This window comes from Virgibacillus sp. Bac332 (genome assembly GCF_003667785.1).
GTDB classification, from domain to species: Bacteria; Bacillota; Bacilli; order Bacillales; family Amphibacillaceae; genus Virgibacillus; species Virgibacillus salarius.
In genome coordinates this window covers 3,374,715-3,397,711 of record NZ_CP033046.1, presented here as the reverse complement: position 1 = coordinate 3,397,711, position 22,997 = coordinate 3,374,715, and the positions used below count along the sequence as shown (strand labels likewise).

Sequence of the window (22,997 nt, the reverse complement as noted above, 5' to 3'; positions counted from 1 at the left end):
ATTTTTTTGTAAAATAGCTAAATTAGGCATGAATGTAAATACAAATAGATTTATCGTATCGCAAACCTATTGTATGCTATAATGACAAAAGAATAATTGTGCTTTTTGGGGGATAAAACATGGCAAAGCAAACACCAATGATGGAACAATATTTAAGAATTAAAGCAGAACATAAAGATGCATTTCTCTTCTTTCGACTCGGTGATTTTTATGAGATGTTTTTTGACGATGCTGTATTAGCGGCAAGAGAGCTAGAGATTACACTAACCAAAAGAGATTCGAATAGTGATGATCCAATTCCGATGTGCGGCGTGCCATACCACTCAGCAGAAAATTACATAAAAATTCTAGTAGAAAAGGGATATAAGGTTGCAATATGTGAACAAGTAGAAGATCCGAAAGTTGCTAAAGGAGTTGTAAAGCGAGAAGTAATTCAATTAATAACTCCCGGAACAGTCATGGAGAAAAACATGCTAAATGAAAAGGAAAATAATTTCATTGCTAGTCTTTCTCATTTTGAAAATAGCTATGTTGTTGTTTATAGTGATCTATCAACTGGAGAGAATCGGATTGCACTGTTCGAAACGGATTGGAGTGGAGTCATACATGAATTGTATAACCAGCCAATTCGAGAAATTGTAGTTTCCTCTAAATTAGATGAGGATTTACAAACTCAATTGCGTGAAAGGTTAAAGGTGACGCTATCCTATCAAGATGAAGTAACCTTTAATGCGGAATATCGTGATTTATGTAATAACCTTCATGATGAACGGCTTTTAAATGCTTTTAGCAGATTGTTAAATTATATTCAACACACGCAAAAGCGTTCGCTTGATCACATGCAGCAAGCAGAACTTATTGAATTAGATAACTATCTCTCATTGGATATGTACTCAAAGCGCAACCTAGAGCTTACGGAAACAATGATGAAAAAAGAAAAGCGTGGTAGCTTACTCTGGGTATTGGATAAGACAGTAACAGCAATGGGCTCTCGGATGGTAAAAAAATGGCTGGAAAGGCCGTTATTAAATCGAACGCTTATTGAAGAACGTTTAGAGATCGTAGATGGTTTGTATCAGCAATTTATGGAAAGAGATGATTTGCGAGAAATACTGAAATCCGTATACGATTTAGAACGACTCGCTGGAAGAATAGCATTCGGGAATGTGAACGCAAGAGATCTTATTCAATTACGAGAATCATTGAAAAAAATACCACATCTTAAAGCTCTTTTGGAGCAATTTTCACAGCCTGAGATTCAAAGGCTTGCACAAAACTTTTATTATCCTACACATATTGTTGATTTATTAGATAAAAGTTTAGTAGATGATCCACCGATTTCTGTAAAAGAAGGAGGGATCATTAAGGATGGCTATCACCAACAATTAGATACGTATAAGGATGCCTCTAGAAATGGCAAGCAATGGATTGCGGCATTAGAGCAAAAGGAGAAACAGGAAACAAATATTAAGTCATTGAAAATTGGTTATAATCGTGTATTTGGATATTATATTGAAGTTACAAAAGCAAATTTACATTTACTTCCTGAAGGTAGATATCATAGAAAACAAACATTAACAAATGCAGAACGATTTATAACCCCTGAATTAAAGGAAAAAGAGCAGCTAATCCTGGAAGCAGAAGAAAAAAGCGTAGAACTGGAATATCAGCTATTTATAGAGATTCGTGATCAGATGAAAGCATATATACCGGAATTACAGCGCTTGGCTGATGCCATCAGTCATATTGACGTCCTTCAAGGGTTTGCTACGGTAAGCGAAGCAAATAACTATGTGAGGCCTACATTTGCAATGAACCACCAATTGCAGATTAGACAAAGTAGACATCCCGTGATCGAGCAGGTCATGAAGGAAGGCTCGTTTGTTCCGAATAATATTGATCTTGATGAGGAAAATAATATCTTATTAATAACGGGACCGAATATGTCAGGGAAGAGTACGTATATGCGGCAGCTGGCATTAACCGTAATTATGGGGCAGATCGGTTGTTTTGTACCGTGTGAATCTGCTGAATTGACATTATTTGATCAAATATTTACTAGAATTGGCGCTGCTGATGATCTCGTAGCAGGGCAAAGTACATTTATGGTAGAAATGCTTGAAGCAAATCATGCAATCGCAAATGCTACGGATAAAAGTTTAATTTTACTTGATGAAATTGGTCGTGGGACAAGCACGTATGATGGTATGGCACTTGCACAAGCGATTATCGAATACATTCATAACCATATTCATGCAAAAACCCTATTTTCTACGCACTATCATGAACTGACTGCATTAGAGAACACGTTAGCAAATTTGAAAAATATTCACGTACGTGCTGAGGAATACGAAGGAAATGTTGTCTTTCTGCATCAGATTAAACAAGGTGCCGCAGATGAAAGCTATGGTATTCATGTTGCTAAATTAGCAGATTTACCAAACCCGTTAATTGAACGGGCAAGTGAAATATTAAACGAATTAGAAGGTAAAGGGGCAAAGCCTACTTCGTTGCCCTCCGCACAAGAAACAAATTCTACTGGACAGCTATCACTATTTACTGAAGCGGAAGCACCAAATAAAGCCAGTAGTTCGAAGGCAAAAGTGGAAAGTCCGGTTATAGAGGAATTAAAAGCAATCGATTTGTTTGACATGACACCGATGGATGCAATGAATGAATTATATCGCTTACAGAAAATGATTAAAAAATAATGTAGAAAGGATTGTTTGCATGAAGATCATACAAATGCCAGAGGCACTTGCAAATAAGATAGCTGCTGGCGAAGTTGTGGAACGACCTGCTTCTGTAGTGAAAGAACTGGTTGAGAACAGTATTGATGCAAACAGTACATGGATTAAAATTGAGATTATGGAGGCAGGGCTTCAAGAAATAAAAGTAACGGATAATGGTGAAGGGATGACTGAAGCCGATTGTGAAAGAGCATTTCTTCGTCATGCAACGAGTAAAATAAAAAATGAAACAGATCTATTCCACGTGAAAACATTGGGGTTCCGCGGGGAGGCTCTTGCTAGTATTGCTTCTGTTAGTAAACTAACCGTTCAAACTTCCACAGGAGATGAAGCGGGTACTTTGTTAGTTTTAGATGGTGGGAAGGTAGCGGAGAAAAAGAAAACAGCGGCGAGAAAGGGTTCAGAAATAACAGTAAGTGATTTATTTTTTAATACTCCAGCTAGATTAAAATATATGAAGACGATTCACACAGAGTTAGGGCATATAACGGATTTGCTTAACCGCTTGGCATTATCCCACCCGGAGGTTCGCTTTGAAGTAACACATAATGGAAAGGGTTTGTTTAAGACAGCAGGTACAGGAGACTTGTTACAGGTAATATCCCAAGTTTATGGTATGAATGTAGCGAAGCAAATGCTCTATGTAAATCATAAAACATTAGATTTCTCTATTGAAGGATATATAGCTAAACCTGAAGTAACAAGGGCATCTCGAAATTATATGTCCACCATCATTAATGGTAGGTATATCAGAAGCATTCCGTTAAATCAGGCTATTCTTAGAGCTTATCATACGTTATTGCCGATTGGCAGATCACCAATTGTTGTCCTAACCATTCAAATGGACCCTATATTAGTCGATGTAAACGTACACCCGACAAAATTGGAGGTTCGCTTTAGTAAGGACAAAGAATTATTTACTGCCATTGAAAACACGATAAAAAGTAAGTTTAAAGATATTACCTTAATTCCTGAAATCCAACAAAAGCCGATCGTACGAGAAAAAACAGTACAGGATTCTTTATCGTTTAATGACCAAATTGAAAAGCCGCGTAAGCAAGCTTGGAGTAATGAAAAAATTTACGAAGGTCAGCAACCTATTCATCAAGTATCTACTCCTGAAGCGGAACAAGAAACGGAAGACTTGCAACCTGATTTGCAAATAGAACAGGTTACATCGAAAGCGGAGAATAGTGCAGAGAAGTCGCCAACAGTTCCAGAAGTAGAAGACAGGCTTGAAGCTACTCAACATATTCGACGTGTACCAGTTATGTATCCGATTGGCCAGCTACAAGGCACATATATCTTAGCCCAAAATGAAAATGGATTGTACATGGTCGATCAGCATGCAGCGCAAGAGAGAGTAAAGTATGAGTTTTTTAAACGCAAGCTTGGAAAGCCGATAAACGAATCTCAAGAGCTTCTGATACCATTAACCTTTGATTTTTCGAAGGAAGAGTCGATTTGGATTGAACAATATAAGGAAGAATTAAAACAAGCAGGGCTGTTTTTTGAGTCTTTTGGTCATCAAACATATATTATTCGTTCACATCCAGTTTGGTTTCCGAATGGGTTTGAAGAAGAAGTTATTCGTGAAATGGTTGATCAAATAATGAATGAAGAAAAAGTAAATGTCGAAAAGATACGGGAAGATGCTGCTATTTTAATGTCGTGCAAGCGTTCCATAAAAGCTAATCACTATCTAAATCAAGATGAGATGTATCATTTGCTTGAGGATTTACGTAATACGGAGGATCCGTTTACATGTCCACATGGAAGACCTATTATCGTACATTTTTCCACCTATGAATTAGAAAAAATGTTCAAACGTGTCATGTAATATGTATAAAGATAACCACACCTCGCTCATACTAAAAAAAATAAGAGAGGTGTGTGTATTATGGAAAATCAAAAGCTCATACAGTTTCTTAATCAATTGCTTTCTAATTATTTTGTTTTATATGTAAAATTACATCGATACCATTGGTTTGTTCAAGGAAGGCATTTCTTTCAACTACATGCACAGTTTGAAGAAATGTATGAGGATGTTGCGCAAGATTTAGATAAGATAGCAGAGCGAATTCTTATGATTGAAGGAAAGCCCTTAGCAACAATGATGAAGTATGTGAAGGAAGCGACGCTAGAAGAGGCGAATGCAGACGACAAAGAAAATGAAATGATGGAGCAGTTGATTCATGATTTTCAGCAATTGATAGCTGAAATTCGCAAAGAGGGGTTAATAGAGGCTAGAGATCACGAGGATGCACCAACAGAGGATCTGTTGATTTCAATACAAGCCAAATTAGAAAAATACATTTGGATGTCAAAAGCTTACATAGCTTATGAATAAAGATATACAATTAGGGGAATACTAATGAAAAAAAAGGTTATTGCAATTGTTGGACCTACAGCAGTAGGTAAAACAAAATTAAGTATTTCAATTGCAAAAGAATATCACGGGGCAATCATCAGCGGTGACTCCATGCAGGTTTATCAAGGGATGGATATTGGGACGGCAAAAATAACGGCGGAAGAGATGCAAGGGATTCCGCATTATATGATTGATATAAAAAATCCAGATGAAGCATTTTCAGCCGCTGACTTTAAGAAACATGTTAACATGTATATTGAAACGATCACAGCGGATGGTATGCTGCCAATTATAGTTGGTGGGAGCGGCTTATATATTCAAGCAGCATTGTATAACTATAACTTTCCATCACATAAAAAAGATGAAACAGTTACGAAAAGGCTGGAAAACGAATTACATACGAAGGGAATTGACCCTTTATATGCACGTTTAAAGAAAATCGATCCAAAACAAGCAACCAAAATTCATCCCAATAATCATCGACGCGTGATACGTGCACTTGAAATCTATGAAACAACAGGAACTACAATGTCTGAATATCAAGAACTACAGGAGTTAGACTCACCTTATGATATAAAGTTAATTGGACTGGAAATGGAAAGAGAAACGCTGTATACCCGTATTAATCAACGTGTTGATTCAATGATAGAACAAGGGTTACTAGAAGAAGTTAATCGCTTATATATACAGGGCTATGGAGATACACAAGCCATGCGGGCGATCGGTTATAAAGAATTTATTCCTTATCTCCGCGGAGAACAATCATTGGAAGATGCTATTTGTTTATTGAAACGAAATTCTCGAAGATATGCGAAACGGCAATATACATGGTTTAGAAATAAAATGAATGTTACATGGTATTCGTTATCTTCTGACACAATTAATGAAAAATTTAGAAATATTTTAGATGATCTTGCAGGATTCTTAAAAGATAGGTAGAAAATATTATATATAGACAGAAATGAGGAGGAAGTATTATGGCGCAAACCGTGAATATTCAAGACCAATATTTAAATCAGCTGAGGAAAAATCATATTTCGGTTACTGTATTTTTGACAAATGGTTTTCAATTGCGAGGAATCATAAAAGCGTTTGATAATTTTACAGTTTTAATGGAAACAGACGGTAAGCAGCAATTAATTTTCAAACACGCTATTTCTACCTTTTCCCCAGTTAAAAATGTTGAATTGGACAAGGAATAACAATACAAACTGGGATGTCACATAAGGTACATTAAAATACAACGACTGGAATTTATAAGGGGCTACTGAAGGAAGAGTGTTCGTTTGAAACCTGCATGGAGTAGGCTTGCTCGTGTGTGGTAGGTAGTCGTGAATGGCGTATTTTCTAGTTGTATAGATAGGGAGCTATCTCTTGGGATAGCTCCCTATCGTTTATTGATGAGACATAGTGGTAAGAGCTGGGGAAAAGAATATCGGTATCGATGCAATTGCTACATTTTTAAAGACAATCTGAGAAAGTTGAAATACGAATCGTTAACATGAGAAATATAAACAAATCAGTTTTTCTTAAAACTTTCCAACTCAAGGATTTGGTTTCAAAGTTTACTAAATTTACTCTTATATTCATAAATGCTACTATAATCAAAACAATCCTTTTTTCCAACATTTTCTATTGGTTGAATATTTTATTCGATTAAAAGCAGTCCTTTTTATGGGCAAATGTCACACCTTTTTCATATGTGCGTATACTAGAATGACTGAGGGGTGATGACATGGAAACACAAATGATTAGGAATAAAAACGGGCAAGTAAATATCATTTTACAAGAAAGAAAGTCTGCAGTATCAACGAAACGTAATTTAGAAAAAGGATTCAAAAACAATCCTTTTAAACATATTGATCAGGCATTTTCATCATTTGTGGGTATGAATGAATTAAAAGAACGAATCAAAGAAATCTATGCCACTGTTGTTATCAATGAAAAGAGAAGGGAGCTTGGCTTACAAGATACAAAGCAAGTTCTGCATATGCTATTTAAAGGAAACCCCGGTACAGGAAAAACAACCGTAGCTAGAAAGCTAGCTAAGTTGTATTTTGAAATGAATTTATTAACAAAAGGACATTGTATAGAGGCTGAAAGAGCGGATCTAGTAGGGGAATATATTGGGCAAACTGCACAAAAAACGCGATCCATTATCCAAAAAGCGCAAGGCGGAGTTTTGTTTATTGATGAGGCGTATTCGCTGGCAAGAGGTGGGGAGAAGGATTTCGGAAAGGAAGCAATTGATACATTAGTAAAACACATGGAGGATAATCAGCATGATTTTGTCTTGATATTAGCAGGTTACCCATATGAGATGGAGCGTTTTCTAACTCTAAATCCTGGCTTACAATCAAGGTTTCCCTTTATTTTAGATTTTAAGAATTATGAAGCAGGTCAGTTGCTGTCTATTGCGAAGCGTATGGCTGTTGAACGAGATTACCAATTGACAAGGGAAGCTGAATTAGAATTAAAGGCTCATTTATATATGAAAACGAAAGAATACAATAGAAACTTTGCCAATGCTAGATATGTTCGAAATGTGATTGAAAATTCGATTCGGATGCATGCAATGCGGTTATTGGCAAATGAACACTTTACAGCCGATGATTTGATTCATTTAACTGCTAAAGATTTACAAATTAACGCCATGTAATTTTGTTATTATAGAATTGTTTGGTAAGATAGAAAAGGTGAACAGCCACTAAAATATCTAACAAAGAAGCTGAAAGGAAAGAGGTTCTGTTTGTGGCAGATGAAAAAATCGTAGTAATTGCTGTAAAAAAGCCAAATCAAGATGAAGAGCGGTTCGCCTCTTCGCTTCAAGAACTCACATCTTTAAGCCATACTGCTGGTGGAGATGTAAAACAAATTATGACGCAAAAGCGGGATCGAATCCACCCTGCTACATATATTGGATCTGGAAAGATAAAGGAAATTCGTTCGATAATTGATGAACTAGATATCGATTTAGTTATATCAAATGATGAGCTGTCTGCTGGCCAATTAAGAAATTTGGCGAGCTTATTAGGTGTTCGAATTATCGATCGAAGCCAATTAATTTTGGACATTTTTGCTATGCGAGCAAGAACAAAAGAAGGGAAACTGCAGGTAGAGCTTGCACAGCTAGAATATGCGCTACCGAGACTCCGAGGTCAAGGAGTTGAAATGTCTAGACTAGGTGCAGGTATTGGAACTAGAGGTCCTGGTGAAACAAAATTAGAGACGGATCAGCGCCATATACGCCAGCGGATTTATGATATTAAAAAGCGTTTAGAAACGGTCGTAAAGCAGCGTGAACAATATCGGAAGCGGAGGAAAACTAAGGATGTCTTTCAAATAGCCATTGTTGGTTATACAAACGCTGGAAAATCCACTTTGTTTAATCGATTAACACATAGTAATTCTTTAGAAGAAGATCAATTGTTTGCAACGTTAGATCCGCTAACGCGGAAAATCCAATTACCTGCAGGGCTACAAGTGCTTATAACGGATACCGTCGGCTTTCTACAAGATTTGCCAACAGCTTTAATTGCAGCATTCAAATCTACGCTAGAGGAAGTAACTGAAGCGGACTTCTTATTACATGTTGTAGATGGCTCTCATCCGGATCAGGATCAACAACAGGATACCGTTATGCAATTGCTTAAAGAATTAAATGCACAATCGATTCCAATGCTAACGGTTTATAATAAAAAGGATTTACTTAAGCAGGATGTTATTCCAATCAATCAGCCGCATCTTGTTATAAGTGCATATGAGTCATCAGATGTCGTTCGATTAGTATCAACTATCGAACGTTTATTGAAGGAAGCGTGGCAGCGGTATAACGTAAAGTTAGATCCTGATCAAGGTAAGCTTATCCATCAATTAGAAAAAGAAACCATTGTAGAACATAAAATATTCGATGAAATGACAAATATATTTCAAGTTTATGGATATATGCGTCATGATCATCCATTAAATCGTATATTAGAGGAGTAAAGACAGCAAATGATTGAACAGTTAATTAAACAGGCAGAATTTGACTGTGCAGAGCAGCATAGAAATGTTAGTCATATCGTAGAAACGAATCAAAAAAGAGTTTTAGATGCATTTAGAAAATATCGAGTAAGTGATTCACATTTTAATTCAACCAGCGGTTATGGATATGATGATTTAGGTAGGGAAGTTTTAGAGCGGATCTATGCTGATGTTTTTGGTGGAGAAGATGCACTCGTCAGACCACAAATTGTATCAGGGACCCATGCCATTACGACTACACTATTTGGGATGCTGCGACCAGGCGATGAAATATTATACATAACTGGGAAGCCATATGATACGTTAGAAGAAGTAATTGGTATAAGAGGTACAAATACTGGTTCTCTCCGTGATTTTCATATTTCCTATAATAAAGTGGATCTAATGAGTAACGGTAGTATTGACTTTGTTGGGGTAAGGGAGGCTATGATTTCAAATCCAAAAGTAATTGGCATTCAACGATCAAAAGGCTATGATGATCGCCCGTCCTTTACCCTTACTCAGATTAGTGAGATGATTCATTTTATAAAAGAAATTGATTCGGATGCTATCGTATTTGTGGACAACTGTTATGGGGAATTTGTTGAAGAGAAAGAACCACTTCATGTTGGTGCAGATATTATTGCCGGCTCACTTATTAAAAATCCTGGAGGTGGTTTAGCTAGAGCAGGGGGATATATTGCTGGTAGAAGTGATCTAATCCAGCAATGCGCTAATCGTTTAACCGCACCAGGGTTAGGTAAAGAAACAGGAGCTACATTGGATACATTACATGAAATGTATCAAGGTTTTTTCCTTGCGCCACATGTTGTTGGTGAAGCATTAAAGGGGGCTATTTTTACTTCACGGATCATGGAGCTTGCTGGATATAATACATCACCAAGCTTCCAAGCGAAACGAACAGATTTAATTCAATCGGTTACCTTTCAGGATAGAGAGCAAATGATTACCTTCTGTCAGGCAATTCAAGAAAATTCGCCGGTTAATTCCTATGTAAAGCCTTACCCAAGTGAAATGCCAGGCTATGAAGATGAGGTCATTATGGCAGCCGGAACATTTATACAGGGAGCCAGTATTGAATTATCAGCGGATGGACCACTACGCCCACCTTATATTGCATTTGTGCAGGGTGGTTTAACCTATGCACACGTTAAAATAGCACTCGTTGAATCGTTAAAAAAATTAAAAAGTGATGATTATAATCCTATAAAGTAGGGTATATCCATGGCAAAGGGCGTTATGTTTTAAACGCCTTTTTTATGTTAGAAAACCTAACATATTATTGACATGTTATTTTACATAACATATAATAAAATAGTATTAATGATGAGGGGGTCATGAATTGAATGATCAGGATCGTCGTTCCATGCCCTTATTTGGAATTGGCATTGTTATTAAATTGACAGAATTAACAGCAAGACAAATAAGATATTATGAAGAACATGAATTAATTCACCCAGAAAGAACAAGTGGTAATCAGCGATTATTTTCTTTTCATGATGTAGATAGGTTATTAGAAATAAAAGATTTATTGGATAAAGGCTTAAATATCGCTGGTATCAAGCTGCTATTGAGTGAAGGACAAGAAAAGAAAGAAGTAGGCAAAAAATCGTCTGAATCATCAGATTTAAGCGAGAAAGATCTCCGCAGAATTTTAAGAAACGAGTTAAAAGAACCTGGCAGACACGGAAAAGCAAATTTACGGCAAGGAGAGCTGTCACGATTTTTTACCAATCATCCATAAGGTTTAGGAAAACAAGTGTGTTAACAGTATGTTATAGAACTGTTTTTCTATTCAAATAAAAAATATAGTTCATAGGAGGAGAAAGAATGGGAAAAAGCTTTACTAGGGAAGAGATTCTAAAGCAAATTAAAGAGGAAAACGTTCGTTTTATTCGTTTACAATTTACGGATATGCTTGGAACAATTAAAAATGTGGAAATCCCACTAAGTCAGCTAGACAAGGCACTTGATAATAAAATGATGTTTGACGGGTCTTCAATTGAGGGATTTGTTCGAATTGAAGAGTCAGATATGTATTTATATCCGGACTTAGATACATTTGTTGTGTTCCCGTGGACTTCTGAAAAAGGGAAAGTAGCACGTTTTATTTGTGATATTTATAAGACAGATGGTACTCCTTTTGAAGGCGATCCAAGATATAATCTAAAGAGAAACCTGAAGAAAATGGAAGAACTTGGATTTGATGCATTTAATATCGGTACGGAACCGGAATTCTTCTTATTCAAATTGGATGAAAAAGGCGAACCTTCTCTAGAATTAAATGACCATGGTGGATATTTTGATTTGGCACCTACTGATTTAGGTGAAAATTGTCGAAGAGATATCGTGCTTGAGTTAGAAGAGATGGGCTTTGAGATTGAAGCTTCCCACCATGAAGTTGCCCCCGGCCAACACGAAATAGATTTCAAATATTCTGATGCTGTAAAACATGCAGATGATATTCAAACATTTAAGTTAGTGGTGAAAACCATTGCTAGAAAGCATAATCTACATGCGACATTCATGCCTAAACCGTTATTCGGTGTAAACGGATCCGGAATGCATGTAAATATGTCACTTTTCAAAAATGGTGAAAATGCATTCTATGACAAAAATGGCGATATGGAGTTAAGTGAGACTGCATATCAATTTATTGCAGGTGTTATTAAGCATGCTAATAGCTTTACGGCTGTTACCAATCCAACAGTAAACTCTTATAAACGACTAGTTCCTGGCTATGAAGCTCCTAGCTATATTGCTTGGTCTGGCTCTAATCGAAGCTGTCTAATGCGTATTCCAAACTCTCGAGGAATTAGCACACGTGTTGAAGCTCGCAGTGTAGATCCATCTGCAAATCCTTATCTAGCTCTATCTTCTTTATTGGCAGCTGGATTAGATGGTATTGAAAAATCAATGACACCACCTGCAGCAGTAGATCGTAATATTTATGTTATGACGAAGGAAGAGCGTGAAGAAAATGGAATTCAAGATTTACCAAGCACACTTGCAGGTGCTTTAGAAGAATTGAAGAAAAACCAAGTAATTGTTAACTCTCTAGGTGAACATCTTTTCGAACATTTTGTAGAAGCAAAAGAAATCGAATGGGATATGTTCAAAACACAAGTGCATCCTTGGGAACGTGAACAATACTTGAGCACGTATTAAGATTGATTAACTCCTTAGCACATAATGTGTTGAGGAGTTTTTTAAAACGGTTTTTAATCGTTCATATTTTACCTTACTCACAAACGCCCCACTTTTATTTTGAAAATTATGTATTGATTTCATTGAAATAAGACTCATATTGATTGTTCATCTAGCTTTTTGGAAATATGAGAAGAGACATCTGCAGTAATTTGATAGCTGCCATTGCCTAGTCTTTCTAGCTTCCATAAGTAAAACAATGTGCGTGTATCTGAGAGAATGAATAGGAAAATTAGGCGATCTAGCTTGGCTTAATATTTTTCTTAAAGAGTGAATTCACAGGCATATGATCACCATTATTTCTGGAAAGCACTAAATGCAAATGAAATGGCGTTTTATTTCAATTCCGCTTTTACGATAGGTTCATATTTACTTAATATCTCAAATGTAGTTTCTGATGTAGAAATAATTTGATGTTCGATATTGTCAATGTCAGTTCCTGGTCCGGGTAAATTATCAAACCATTTTATAAATTCGGATTTTGTTGTTTTATATAGATACCAATTTTGCTTGTTATCTCCAAAATAGTCTTCCCTAGCTATACTGGCTGCTTCTAATAAATAGCTCGCTTTCATTTCATCTATAAGACGAATTGCAAGTACAAAATTCCCGAATTCTGATTGATCATATATAATAGTGAATTTCATAATTATGAGCCTTTGCGGCTCAATGGGTTTAAGACATAAAAAATGGAGTACCTCCCCAAGTCTAGTATAATGGTAAGTGACCAAACTAACCAAAAGACTGGAGGGACTCCCTATGTCTATTATACGACAAGAGAGCTTATTTGACATCTATGACTTATTGGAAATGGAACCTACCCAACGTTATGAAGCAATCATTTCAGAAATAGATGTGGACGCAATCTTATATCAAGTGAACAAGAAATCAAGGCTTGGAGCACCGGTCAAGCTCAACTATGCCGCAATGATTATCTCATTATGCGTTCGTATAATTGAACGTATTCCAACAATTAAAGACTTGATTAAACGTCTGAAAGACGACCCACTGTTCAAATGGAACTGCGGATTTCTTGTATCTGATGAGACTCCTTCGGAGGCTGCTTATTCTCGATTGATCACTAAACTCAGTGATTCTAATACACTTGAATTAGCACAAGAGACAGTTTTATTTCAAGCGATTACAGAAGGTTTCATTATCGATGATACCGTTGCAATCGATGCAACTCATTTTGAAGCACGTGATCAAGCTCCAGCTAAAGAAGAAAAAACAAAGACAGAACCGAAAAAACGTGGTCGTAAATCAAAGGCAGAACGAGAACAATGGTTGGAAGAACAAGCTAAAAAGGAAGCAAGCCTTCCACTTTACGAAAAAAAGATTGAAGCTCAGTTACCTGTACCACTAACAGAACTGAGGAACGAAGTTCCTCAAGATCCGAAATGGGGCATAAAGAAAAACAGTGAAGGTAAACATGTGTTCTGGTATGGCTATAAAGGACATCTAGCAGTTGGCACATCAAGTCAATACATTTTGCAGTCTTTGTTTTCTTCAGGCAGTTTAAATGATGGAAAAGCAGCCATTCCTTTATTGAAGGGCATTCATGAACGTCTATCTCTTTCATCTTTACGTTATCAAACAATGGATGCTGGTTATGATTATGATCCTATTTATGTCCAAGTAAACCGTATGGGGCAACAATCAGTAATAGCTTACAATAAGCGAAATGAATCTGATCCCATTGGATTCGATAAACACTTTGCACCTACCTGTTTTCGAGAACATTCTTATCGTTATGATAGCTTTGATACCAAATATGAAACCTTGAAATACACACGACCAAAGGAATGTAAGGATTGTCCGCTAGCAACCGAAGGTCTATGTCAAAAGATTTACAAGGTGAAAATAACTACCAACCTTCGAAGATATACAGCACCTGCACGAGGGTCAAAAGCATGGAAATCCATTTTTAAACGGCGTACTGCTGTAGAACGTGTGAATGCTTATCTCAAGGAATATTATCAACTAGACAATATCCGTTACCGTACTGGAAAACGAGCGAAGGTTCATTTTGACATCGTAACGCTTATTTATAATGCATCAAAACTAGCCAGTGATCGTATTAATTCAATGCTTCATCAAAATATAGCTGCTTAGATTAATTTTAAAAAATATTTTTGAGAATTCTGCAGCTCTTTGATTTTATTAAAAAAGTAATTATGAAATTGAGTCATAAAGCTAAATATTCTATTTTCATTTTCAACTTTTATAACCAATCCTTTGGGTGATTCAGATAAAGAAATTTTATCTAAGAATTCTCCATGTTCATATTCCTTTGGATGCCAAATATTAATTAGTTATCACCTCTCTTTGGGTAACGGAATTTGTTTTTACAAAAATTTATTGTCGGTTCTTTACCACTACGGCTTTTATAGTAACTTACTGCCCTTTTATGATTAAATTATATTTCTATAAAAGTTCTCAAATTCCTGCCAATCTATTTAAAGAATAAAATTTTTAAAGAATATAACGTCATATCAAACAAACTAAAACACCCCTCACAGCAGGAGCTTTTACATTATATACATAAAGGTATTAGTGTGCAAAAACTAAGGATCAGCGAGGATTTTCATTTTCTAGTCTTCTTAACTGATCCACGAAACCATCCTTCAATTCAAAATTCGTTTCATAATTTACTTCTCCATAACAATCTTAGTCATTTCTCTTTCATAAAATCACCTATCGAGAACGTTCTTATCGTTTATTTCATATTCATAAAATTCCTCTTTTATTTTTTATAGTCAATGCATAAATTGGTGCAAGTATATGCATTCTATATATCAAATATTTAGAAAAGGATGTTGTTTTACTAATGATTCAAATCACTTTTTGGGCTGTTTTTATTTTGCCATTCATATCTTTATTTTTTTAGATCGTTCTGTTATTCGAAGATATATATCAGTCGCGCTTTTTGTAACAGTCATAAATGTTATTTTGTATGAGATTGCCTGACACAAAACTGGTGGAAATACGATAAATCCCTTTTTTCTTGGGATAAAATAACACCTGCTCCTTTAGTGTTCAGCGCATATTGGGTTGCAACCATATGGATCTTTCATTTTACTTTTCGGAAGTTTTGGGTATATTTTGTAACTAATTTAATTTTGGATGGGATGTTTGTATATGCTTTAGTTCCATGGATGAGGGAAGTTGAAATTGTTACAGGGAACTTGTCAGAAATCCTAATGTTATTAATAATGACAATAGTTGCCAATGTCATTTATGTTTATCAAATGTGGTATGAAAAGCAGGAAGGAAACTAATGGTTTGGAAAAATTTAAACATACATAAAAACATCTTCTTATAATTACTGTCGAGAGAAGTTAAAAGAAGGTGGCATTGTATTGAAATAAAACACATTAAAGTAGCCGGACCATATTTACTTATAAAAAGCATTATTGATGTGCGGATAGATTAAAAGGAACAACACTAAGTTCTCTAGGAAATTTTGAGTAAGTCTGTTCATCCTTCTAATTAATCATATGCACTTGCTGTTTTTTTAAAAATTTTCTGATTGAATCATTTTAGTTACACTTCTTTGTCTAGAGCCTTGATACTGAATCCTGTACCGTTGGGTTGAATCCTTTAACAATTAACCATATAGCCAAAACCAGTTGATGAAAGGCTATTGGAATGTTTAGTATCATGTAGGTTGCATCCAAACCGATGAAGTAAATCATAAATAATAAGCTTGCCAATATGGACAATGTAGATCCAATAATACCCCAAACTGACAACCAACGTGGAACAAGTTTTGTTTGGCAAAATATGCAGTTAAATAAGAGCATAGCCAAAGCAAAAGCCAGGGTCGTTGCCACATGGTTCACCAAATCACGTCCTGTCTCAATTCACCTAAGAACTGAAAATACGATATATCCATTGCTCCAACTTTTGTAAATTCATGGCTTAATGTCAATAGTAACAGAAGAATGAATACACCAATTATAATGAACACACCCGCAATAATGCCAAAGGCTACAGACCCAAGAGCCAAACCTTTATTATGCTTACTTAGTATCGGATACATTAAAATAGGAATACCAACGTATGCAACAATCATTAACAACTGGAAAAACCCTCCTATTAGTACTTGGTTTTTATATGTAAAAGCATTGACAATGTAGTTTGCTTCATCTATAACAGGAACAACACTAAATATACCTACAACCATCCCGGCTATTAATAACATTCCAGTAATTAGCGCAGAACTTGTACTCTTACTCAACATTTAACCTCCCAATACCTACTTTTTATAAAAATTTAACAGAATAGGGGTTTATGAGGCCACTGAAAAAGTCCAAAAAAGATATGATTTCCATTTTATTATGGGATTCATATCTTTTTTTAGTTACAATAAAAGTACTAAGATGGAGCGGGTGGATACAATGATACAAAAACAACAATCAATAATATTAAGTGCATATTCGGAAATTTATGATCTGGTTGTACCTAAGGATAATGTTTTACGAAAGCTTAATGAGTTAGTAGATTTTTCTTTTATATATGATGAATTAAACGATAAATACTGTCATACAACTGGTAGGAATGCCATTGATCCAATCCGTATGTTTAAATATTTACTTCTAAAAACAATCTATGATTTATCTGATGTGGACATTGTAGAGCGTTCCAAATATGACATGTCCTTTAAATATTTTCTTGGTATGGCTCCAGAAGAATTCGTGATGGAGCCAAGTTCTCTAACCAAGTTCCGTAAATTACGTTTAAAAGACAAAAATTTATTGAATGAATCAATTTCATAATTGCTGTTTTTAAAAATGCATAGAGTTGTTCCTTGATGATTTTCAAGTTTTTTTAATAAAGATCAATTTTATTTATGCAGCTTTTAGCGTCTTATATTTCATTTCTAGTCTAATCCGATCCGCGGCTAATCTTGAGGCATTATAAACAAGCGTCACCAAATGGAAGTGAAGACTTGATTTTTTCCCGGTTCGGTGACGGACATTATTCAGTCCAAAGAATTCTTTCAAATAGGCATTAACACGTTCGACAGCGGTACGTTCTTTGTACAGTTCATCCCATTTTTTCGATCCCCTTGCGGGATTGGTGTACTTTCGGATATCTGTAGATTGTTTGATTTTAAAAGTCTTTTGACAAAGTGAGTCGTGTTGTAATGGGCACGTTGCACATTCCTTCGGACGTGTATATTTCAATGTCTTGTATTTTGGATCGAAGCTGTCGTAGCGATAGGAATGCTCTAGGACACAAGTCGGTGCGAAGTACTCGTCATAACCAACCGTCTCTCCTTCGTTACGTCGGTTATATGGAATGACAGCTTGTAGATCCTGATCGATTAATTGTTGATAGATTGGTTCATAATCGTAACCGGCATCGAAAAGGCCAGCAGTAAATAAAGACGGAAGATCGCGATCAATTTTCTTTAATAAAGGGATGGCTGCCTTTCCATCATTGAGGCTACCGGACGTCATCATCCCCGCAAGAATGTACTGGCTTTTTGTGCTAACGGCTAAGTGACCTTTGTAGCCAAACCAGAAGATGTTTTTTCCATCACTGTTTTTCTTGACTCCCCATTTTGGTTCGATGGGGGCTTCATTCAACAACACTTCCACTGATTCAGAAAGCTGATGAACAATTTCTTTTTCATAAATCGGACGCGCTTCTTCCTCGGCCTGTTTTTCTTTGAGCCATTGTTCACGCTCAGCTTTTGGTTTGCGTCCGCGCTTTTTCGGTGTTGTCCTTTCTTTCTTATCGGATGTATGAGCGCGATCTCTTGCCTCGAAATGAGTAGCGTCAATAGCGATGTTTTCTTCGCCGATATGCCCTTCATCGATGGCAAGAAAAATAAGCTCATCATGGATATGTTCCATCTCATCTGATTCACTGATGATAGTAACCATTCTTGAATAAGAAGCTTCAGATGGAATTTGGTCAGAGTGAAGAAATCCACAGTCATATCGAAAAATAGGATCACGTTTTAAACGCCTAATCAGGTCTTTGATTGTTACAATTCGCTCCACCACACGAGCGATTAATGAGTAGATCATGGCACCGTAATTCAGTTCTCTTGGGGCACCAACTTTATTAGGTTTATCAAATAAATTCAAGATAGGATCCAAATTGATTGTTGAAAAAACAGCTTCAAAATGATGGGTAGGTTCCATCTCATATAATTCGTGTATGTCAAACAAGCTTTGTTGTCGTATAATAGACATAGGGGGCATCTCACCTCTCTGTTTATGTTTGTGTGGTAACTAACATTATACAGGATTTGGGGAGGTGCTCTAATTTTTATGTCTTTAAAGTCTTGAGCCCCAAGGGCTCTATATTATGAAATTAACTCATATTTTTAATAGAAATTATATTACTATTGATGTTACTTGTAACAACGAATGTCTATGTGGCTTTTGCATTTGGTGTCTTATGGGGGATAGCAAATGGATTAGAACGAATTGGATTAAATATAATTTGGCCAAATTATTTCGGGCGTAAATATATAGGTAGTATTAATGGAGTAGGCGTAACGATGGGGGTATTAGGATCAGCCTTTGGACCACTACCTTTTGGGGTAGGCTTTGATATTTTCCATAGCTACACTCCTGTACTGTTAGCTACTTTATTATTTCCTTTAATCGGATTGTTCTGTGCTCTGATTGCAAAAAAACCAGAGAAATCTCAACTAGCTAATGGCTAAAATAAAAGACCCTAGGCTTATCGTTTTAGGGTCTTTTTATATTAGATTCTTTCTCCGTTTTTTAATCTTTCGATGAATTCATTTAAATCTTCTTTTTTTACTCTCCAATGTCTTCCGATTTTAAAACCAGGGATTTTTCCTTCTTGAACTAATTTATATGTTGTCATCTCACTTAATTGTAAGTATTCTGCAACCTGTGCAACGGTCATAATCTCATGAGTCATTACAATGCCTCCAAACATTTTTCCTTGTAACTAATCATACCATAATTAATTGTTTTAAAAAAAACAACTTAAATAATTATATATGGTTATAGATAATTATATTAAATATAACTATTTTATAATTAATTGGATATAGAAGTTATCTAAAGTAAATTGGAGAAATTTGAAGTAATAATAAAATGGATGCGTTTTCTTGGGATTTTGCTGTTTATAATATATATGGTATGATTCGTTCTGTTCTATGAAATAATCCTTGAACTATTAGTCTATTAATATATATATAATAACAACAAAGAGGAGCTGAAAAATGAATATTTTAAAGATACAACAAGAATGGTTTGGAAATGTAAAAGGAGATATCTTATCCGGAATCGTTGTCGCATTAGCTTTAATTCCAGAAGCAATCGCTTTTTCTATTATTGCTGGTGTTGATCCGATGGTAGGTCTTTATGCTTCTTTCTCTATAGCATTAGTGATTGCCTTTGTCGGTGGTAGACCTGGGATGATATCCGGAGCTACTGGAGCAATGGCACTACTCATGGTTAATTTAGTTGCAGAGCATGGGTTACAGTATTTGTTAGCTGCGACTATTCTAACAGGAATAATTCAAATATTATTTGGCATATTAAAGTTGGCTAGAATGATGAAGTTTGTTCCACGATCTGTAATGATTGGATTTGTAAATGCATTAGCTATCATGATTTTTACTTCACAGTTACAGCATTTTGTTGGTGAAACATGGATTATGTATGCACTTGTAGCATTAACATTAGCCATTATTTATTTATTACCTAGATTTACAAAAGCTATTCCATCAACCTTAGTAGCAATTGTTGTTGTTACGGCGATTGTCATAATAGGTAATATAAATGTTGGAACAGTAGGTGATATGGGAATAATAACACAACAATTACCAGTATTTTTAATCCCAGATATTCCACTAACAATGGAAACACTATTGATTATTCTTCCGTATTCTTTTTCATTAGCAATCGTTGGTTTAGTAGAATCATTATTAACAGCTAATATAGTTGATGATATGACTGATACAGAAAGTAATAAAAATAAAGAAAGTCGTGGACAAGGCATTGCGAATATAGTCACAGGTTTCTTCGGTGGAATGGGTGGATGTGCAATGATAGGACAATCAGTTATAAATGTGAAATCTGGAGGAAGTGGTAGGTTATCTTCACTTGTAGCAGGTGTTGTTTTGATGTCTATGATCATTATACTAGGTGAGGTTGTAGTTCAAATTCCTATGGCTGCCTTAGCGGGAGTTATGATCATGGTTTCTATAAGTACTTTTGATTGGTCTTCTCTTAAAAATCTTGTTAAAATTCCTAAGACCGATTCAGCAGTAATGCTGACTACCATAATAATTGTATTAGCAACACACAATTTGGCTATTGGAGTATTAGCTGGAGTATTATTAAGTGCTATTTTCTTCGCAGCTAAGATTTCTAAAGTTAAAGTAACGGAAGGTCAAGTAGTACAAAATCAGAAAAAAACCTATCGTATTGAAGGACAATTATTCTTTGCATCTGTAAGTGATCTTCCAAGTAAATTCTATTTTGGAGACACTATAACCGAAGTAGAAATAGACTTAACACAGGCCCATCTATGGGATGACTCTGCCATTGGGGCGTTAGATAAAATAGAAGCAAAGTTTGCCCAGAATAATATCAATGTAAATTATATTGGTTTGAATGAGGAAAGTAAGCAACTGAAAAAACGTATTGGTGGTATTTCAAACGCGGCTGGTCACTAAGTCTAATAATATTGTAAGGAGTGAGATGAATTGTTTAAACGAATATTACTGGCAGTAGATGGGTCGGAGCACTCAATACGATCCGCTAGATATGCAATAGAACTTGCTAATAAATTCGAAGGGACTACTGATATTATATATGTAGTTGATGGAAAAACGGCAAAAGAAGATGTTTTACATTCAACCAATAAACTAGAAATCGAAAAGAAAAGAGAAGAAAAACTGAAGCCAATTTTAGATATGTTAGATAAATCAGATATGGATTACAATACAAATGTTCTTCATGGTGATCCAGGACCAGAAATTGTTGAATTTGCAAATGAAAAATCTTATGATTGTGTAGTAATAGGGAGTAGAGGATTGAATGACTTACAGTCTTTTATTTTAGGGAGTGTTAGTCATAAGGTTGCAAAACGTGTAAATTGTCCTGTTCTTATAGTTAAGTAAGGGATGTGGAGTTTATTTCCATATTCTTTTTTTGTAGTATAGGAAATTATAAAATTAGCCCATGCGGATAAATATGAGCGTGTTAGCCATGTCCGGCTCCAGCGCCCAGAAACCAGGCTACTTCACGAATCGCCCCACGATAAGTCATCACGGCTCGCAAGCACACCGTGATTCCTTAATCTCCATTGACTTGTTCCAGTCGCTACGTTTCTAATCGGGCGCTTCCGCTTGTTCAATTATTTTATTTCCGATACAATCTACCTTTTAAAGGGGAATATTTCCCATAAATAACCTTGAACTAGAAAGAAAGTTCATATAATTTCTTCACCGTTCTCTGAGGAGTAAACTAAAAATTATTAACTTTTATATAGATATAGGTGGGTTTTGCCGACGCCTGGCGGCCCAAGGAAAATAATATTATATAGCTGCTCCATCCACGTTAAGTCCTTCAACTGATTTAGTTTCTTTGAACTTAATGATTTCTGTTCTTTTAAATCGTATTCTTCCAGAGTGCTGAAAAACGGGAACGTCGCCCATTTAAACCGTTTCTCTAATAGCTTTTCTTCTCTGCGCTTTTGTTCATAGGTTGCCACATCCAGGAGAAACTGAGTAAAGGATGCGTCCTTTTGCTCAGCTTCTCTTATGAGTGTAGGAAGATGGATAGCTGTTTCGGTTAGGCGGAGGGTTTTCATCAAATCTTGTAATTGATTCAGCTGACTCAATTAGACTCACCCTCCAATATTTCAGTATAGGCATTTACTGTTCTCTTTTGGGCTTCCGTATCCATGAGCCAGCCTGAAATCTTATTTATTGATGATACAGCCCGGGCGTTATCGGTTATTGTATCATCAGCTTGGCGTTGTCGTTTGATGTATGAAACGATATCGCTAAAATCTGTCGCACTATAAAGATTTCTTTTCACACATTCTTTTAGTGCTGCTGATAAGATTGCCCCATTGTTCTCCTTTGTCTGCTTTGAAATAATCTGCAGCTCAAAGAATAGTATTCAAATAGAAATTAAAGCAACTGAGCAGCAATATAATAAAAATAAGGGCGAAATGGAAAAACTTGTACATGATACAATTTATGCGAAGACGCAATTAGATTTAAAAATTGAAGTAACACGGAAGAGCGAATCAGAATTAAGAGATGAGAGCTGGCAGCAGATTTTCACATCCGTTATGGATGAGTCGCATAAAGAATTCAATGAGGTGACCGGATTTGCTTATTCCTTCCATCCAAAACCACTTGAAATCATTTTGAAAACTTCTTTATCACAAGGTAAACAAGATCAAAAGGTAGCTGAAGAAATTGCTAGGTATGCAAAACAAATTGTTAAAGTAAGTAGAAATGAATTATCAATTGAAAAGATTCCTTATAAAATAATAATACGTGATAAGGAACAAGAAAATATGTATGAGATACAAGTGAAATAAGATTAGATAGAGATCGGTACCAAGTTTGGAAAAGAACTGTGACGGCATTGCTGTAAAGTTCCAGATTGTGGAATATG

At 35.7% G+C, this 22,997-nt stretch carries 23 protein-coding genes and 1 pseudogene; 17 read left to right on the top strand and 7 right to left on the bottom strand.

All coding sequences use genetic code 11. From position 1 onward, the window contains the following. The first annotated feature begins 119 nt into the window (after positions 1-119). From mutS to glnA, 10 genes are all read left to right on the top strand, one after another. Positions 120-2,711 (top strand): DNA mismatch repair protein MutS, encoded by a 2,592-nt coding sequence (gene mutS, locus D9782_RS16240; protein ID WP_026680969.1) that lies wholly within the window; start codon positions 120-122, stop codon positions 2,709-2,711. A gap of 19 nt (positions 2,712-2,730) precedes the next feature. Next, the gene (gene mutL, locus D9782_RS16235; protein WP_026680970.1) at positions 2,731-4,590 is read left to right on the top strand and encodes a DNA mismatch repair endonuclease MutL; all 1,860 of its coding nucleotides are present in this window, start codon (positions 2,731-2,733) and stop codon (positions 4,588-4,590) included. Between the two features lie 60 nt (positions 4,591-4,650). Continuing rightward, positions 4,651-5,100: a Dps family protein gene (locus D9782_RS16230; protein WP_026680971.1), complete on the top strand. Its 450-nt coding sequence runs from the start codon at positions 4,651-4,653 to the stop codon at positions 5,098-5,100. Between the two features lie 24 nt (positions 5,101-5,124). Then, positions 5,125-6,060, top strand: a complete 936-nt coding sequence (gene miaA / locus D9782_RS16225; protein ID WP_121605200.1) for a tRNA (adenosine(37)-N6)-dimethylallyltransferase MiaA — start codon at positions 5,125-5,127, stop codon at positions 6,058-6,060. 38 nt (positions 6,061-6,098) lie between these two features. Continuing rightward, complete coding sequence (gene hfq, locus D9782_RS16220) at positions 6,099-6,323, top strand: RNA chaperone Hfq (protein ID WP_026680973.1); 225 nt, start codon at positions 6,099-6,101, stop codon at positions 6,321-6,323. Positions 6,324-6,856: 533 nt separating this feature from the next. Further along, the gene (locus tag D9782_RS16215) at positions 6,857-7,780 is read left to right on the top strand and encodes an AAA family ATPase (RefSeq protein WP_026680974.1); all 924 of its coding nucleotides are present in this window, start codon (positions 6,857-6,859) and stop codon (positions 7,778-7,780) included. A gap of 92 nt (positions 7,781-7,872) precedes the next feature. After that, the gene (gene hflX / locus D9782_RS16210) at positions 7,873-9,108 is read left to right on the top strand and encodes a GTPase HflX (RefSeq protein ID WP_026680975.1); all 1,236 of its coding nucleotides are present in this window, start codon (positions 7,873-7,875) and stop codon (positions 9,106-9,108) included. A 9-nt stretch (positions 9,109-9,117) separates the two neighbouring features. Beyond that, entirely contained in the window at positions 9,118-10,362 is a 1,245-nt protein-coding gene (locus D9782_RS16205; protein ID WP_026680976.1) for a methionine gamma-lyase family protein, read from the top strand. A gap of 151 nt (positions 10,363-10,513) precedes the next feature. Further along, complete coding sequence (locus D9782_RS16200; protein ID WP_121605904.1) at positions 10,514-10,891, top strand: MerR family transcriptional regulator; 378 nt, start codon at positions 10,514-10,516, stop codon at positions 10,889-10,891. Between the two features lie 86 nt (positions 10,892-10,977). Next, entirely contained in the window at positions 10,978-12,315 is a 1,338-nt protein-coding gene (gene glnA, locus D9782_RS16195; protein ID WP_026680978.1) for a type I glutamate--ammonia ligase, read from the top strand. Between the two features lie 374 nt (positions 12,316-12,689). Here glnA and D9782_RS16185 read toward each other — a convergent pair whose 3' ends face one another. Next, positions 12,690-13,001, bottom strand: a complete 312-nt coding sequence (locus tag D9782_RS16185; protein WP_121605199.1) for a hypothetical protein — start codon at positions 12,999-13,001, stop codon at positions 12,690-12,692. A gap of 112 nt (positions 13,002-13,113) precedes the next feature. Between D9782_RS16185 and D9782_RS16180 the strand changes: the two genes are divergently transcribed. Then, the gene (locus tag D9782_RS16180; RefSeq protein ID WP_121605198.1) at positions 13,114-14,469 is read left to right on the top strand and encodes an IS1182 family transposase; all 1,356 of its coding nucleotides are present in this window, start codon (positions 13,114-13,116) and stop codon (positions 14,467-14,469) included. Positions 14,470-15,512: 1,043 nt separating this feature from the next. Next, complete coding sequence (locus D9782_RS23830; protein WP_256365754.1) at positions 15,513-15,635, top strand: hypothetical protein; 123 nt, start codon at positions 15,513-15,515, stop codon at positions 15,633-15,635. A 279-nt stretch (positions 15,636-15,914) separates the two neighbouring features. Here the strand turns inward: D9782_RS23830 and D9782_RS23825 are convergent, their stop codons facing one another. Together D9782_RS23825 and D9782_RS23820 are read right to left on the bottom strand one after the other, a co-directional pair. Then, positions 15,915-16,160 (bottom strand): DUF4386 family protein, encoded by a 246-nt coding sequence (locus tag D9782_RS23825; protein WP_256365771.1) that lies wholly within the window; start codon positions 16,158-16,160, stop codon positions 15,915-15,917. Between the two features lie 35 nt (positions 16,161-16,195). After that, complete coding sequence (locus D9782_RS23820) at positions 16,196-16,597, bottom strand: DUF4386 domain-containing protein (protein WP_256365753.1); 402 nt, start codon at positions 16,595-16,597, stop codon at positions 16,196-16,198. 160 nt (positions 16,598-16,757) lie between these two features. Here D9782_RS23820 and D9782_RS16170 point away from each other — a divergent pair. Then, positions 16,758-17,120, top strand: a pseudogene (locus D9782_RS16170) (transposase); the annotation flags it as partial. An 87-nt stretch (positions 17,121-17,207) separates the two neighbouring features. On the opposite strand, the gene D9782_RS16165 reads toward D9782_RS16170, so the two are convergent. Continuing rightward, positions 17,208-18,566: a transposase gene (locus tag D9782_RS16165; protein ID WP_121605197.1), complete on the bottom strand. Its 1,359-nt coding sequence runs from the start codon at positions 18,564-18,566 to the stop codon at positions 17,208-17,210. A 158-nt stretch (positions 18,567-18,724) separates the two neighbouring features. Between D9782_RS16165 and D9782_RS16160 the strand changes: the two genes are divergently transcribed. Beyond that, entirely contained in the window at positions 18,725-19,045 is a 321-nt protein-coding gene (locus tag D9782_RS16160; protein WP_205601738.1) for an MFS transporter, read from the top strand. A 41-nt stretch (positions 19,046-19,086) separates the two neighbouring features. Here the strand turns inward: D9782_RS16160 and D9782_RS16155 are convergent, their stop codons facing one another. Further along, on the bottom strand, positions 19,087-19,269 hold the full coding sequence (locus D9782_RS16155) for a helix-turn-helix domain-containing protein (RefSeq protein ID WP_026680550.1): 183 nt from the start codon (positions 19,267-19,269) through the stop codon (positions 19,087-19,089). 307 nt (positions 19,270-19,576) lie between these two features. Between D9782_RS16155 and D9782_RS16150 the strand changes: the two genes are divergently transcribed. Both D9782_RS16150 and D9782_RS16145 read left to right on the top strand, forming a co-directional pair. Continuing rightward, positions 19,577-21,037, top strand: coding sequence for a SulP family inorganic anion transporter (locus D9782_RS16150; RefSeq protein ID WP_026680549.1), 1,461 nt, complete (start codon positions 19,577-19,579; stop codon positions 21,035-21,037). A 30-nt stretch (positions 21,038-21,067) separates the two neighbouring features. After that, positions 21,068-21,484, top strand: coding sequence for a universal stress protein (locus tag D9782_RS16145; RefSeq protein WP_026680548.1), 417 nt, complete (start codon positions 21,068-21,070; stop codon positions 21,482-21,484). A gap of 356 nt (positions 21,485-21,840) precedes the next feature. Here the strand turns inward: D9782_RS16145 and D9782_RS16140 are convergent, their stop codons facing one another. Continuing rightward, positions 21,841-22,206, bottom strand: a complete 366-nt coding sequence (locus D9782_RS16140; protein WP_240455749.1) for an ATP-binding protein — start codon at positions 22,204-22,206, stop codon at positions 21,841-21,843. Further along, on the bottom strand, positions 22,203-22,406 hold the full coding sequence (locus D9782_RS16135) for a hypothetical protein (protein WP_121605196.1): 204 nt from the start codon (positions 22,404-22,406) through the stop codon (positions 22,203-22,205). Before D9782_RS16135 ends, D9782_RS16140 begins: the two co-directional genes overlap by 4 nt. Before the next feature lie 136 nt (positions 22,407-22,542). Here D9782_RS16135 and D9782_RS16130 point away from each other — a divergent pair, with 136 nt between their 5' ends. Then, entirely contained in the window at positions 22,543-22,920 is a 378-nt protein-coding gene (locus D9782_RS16130; protein ID WP_162986419.1) for a hypothetical protein, read from the top strand. Positions 22,921-22,997 lie beyond the last annotated feature (77 nt).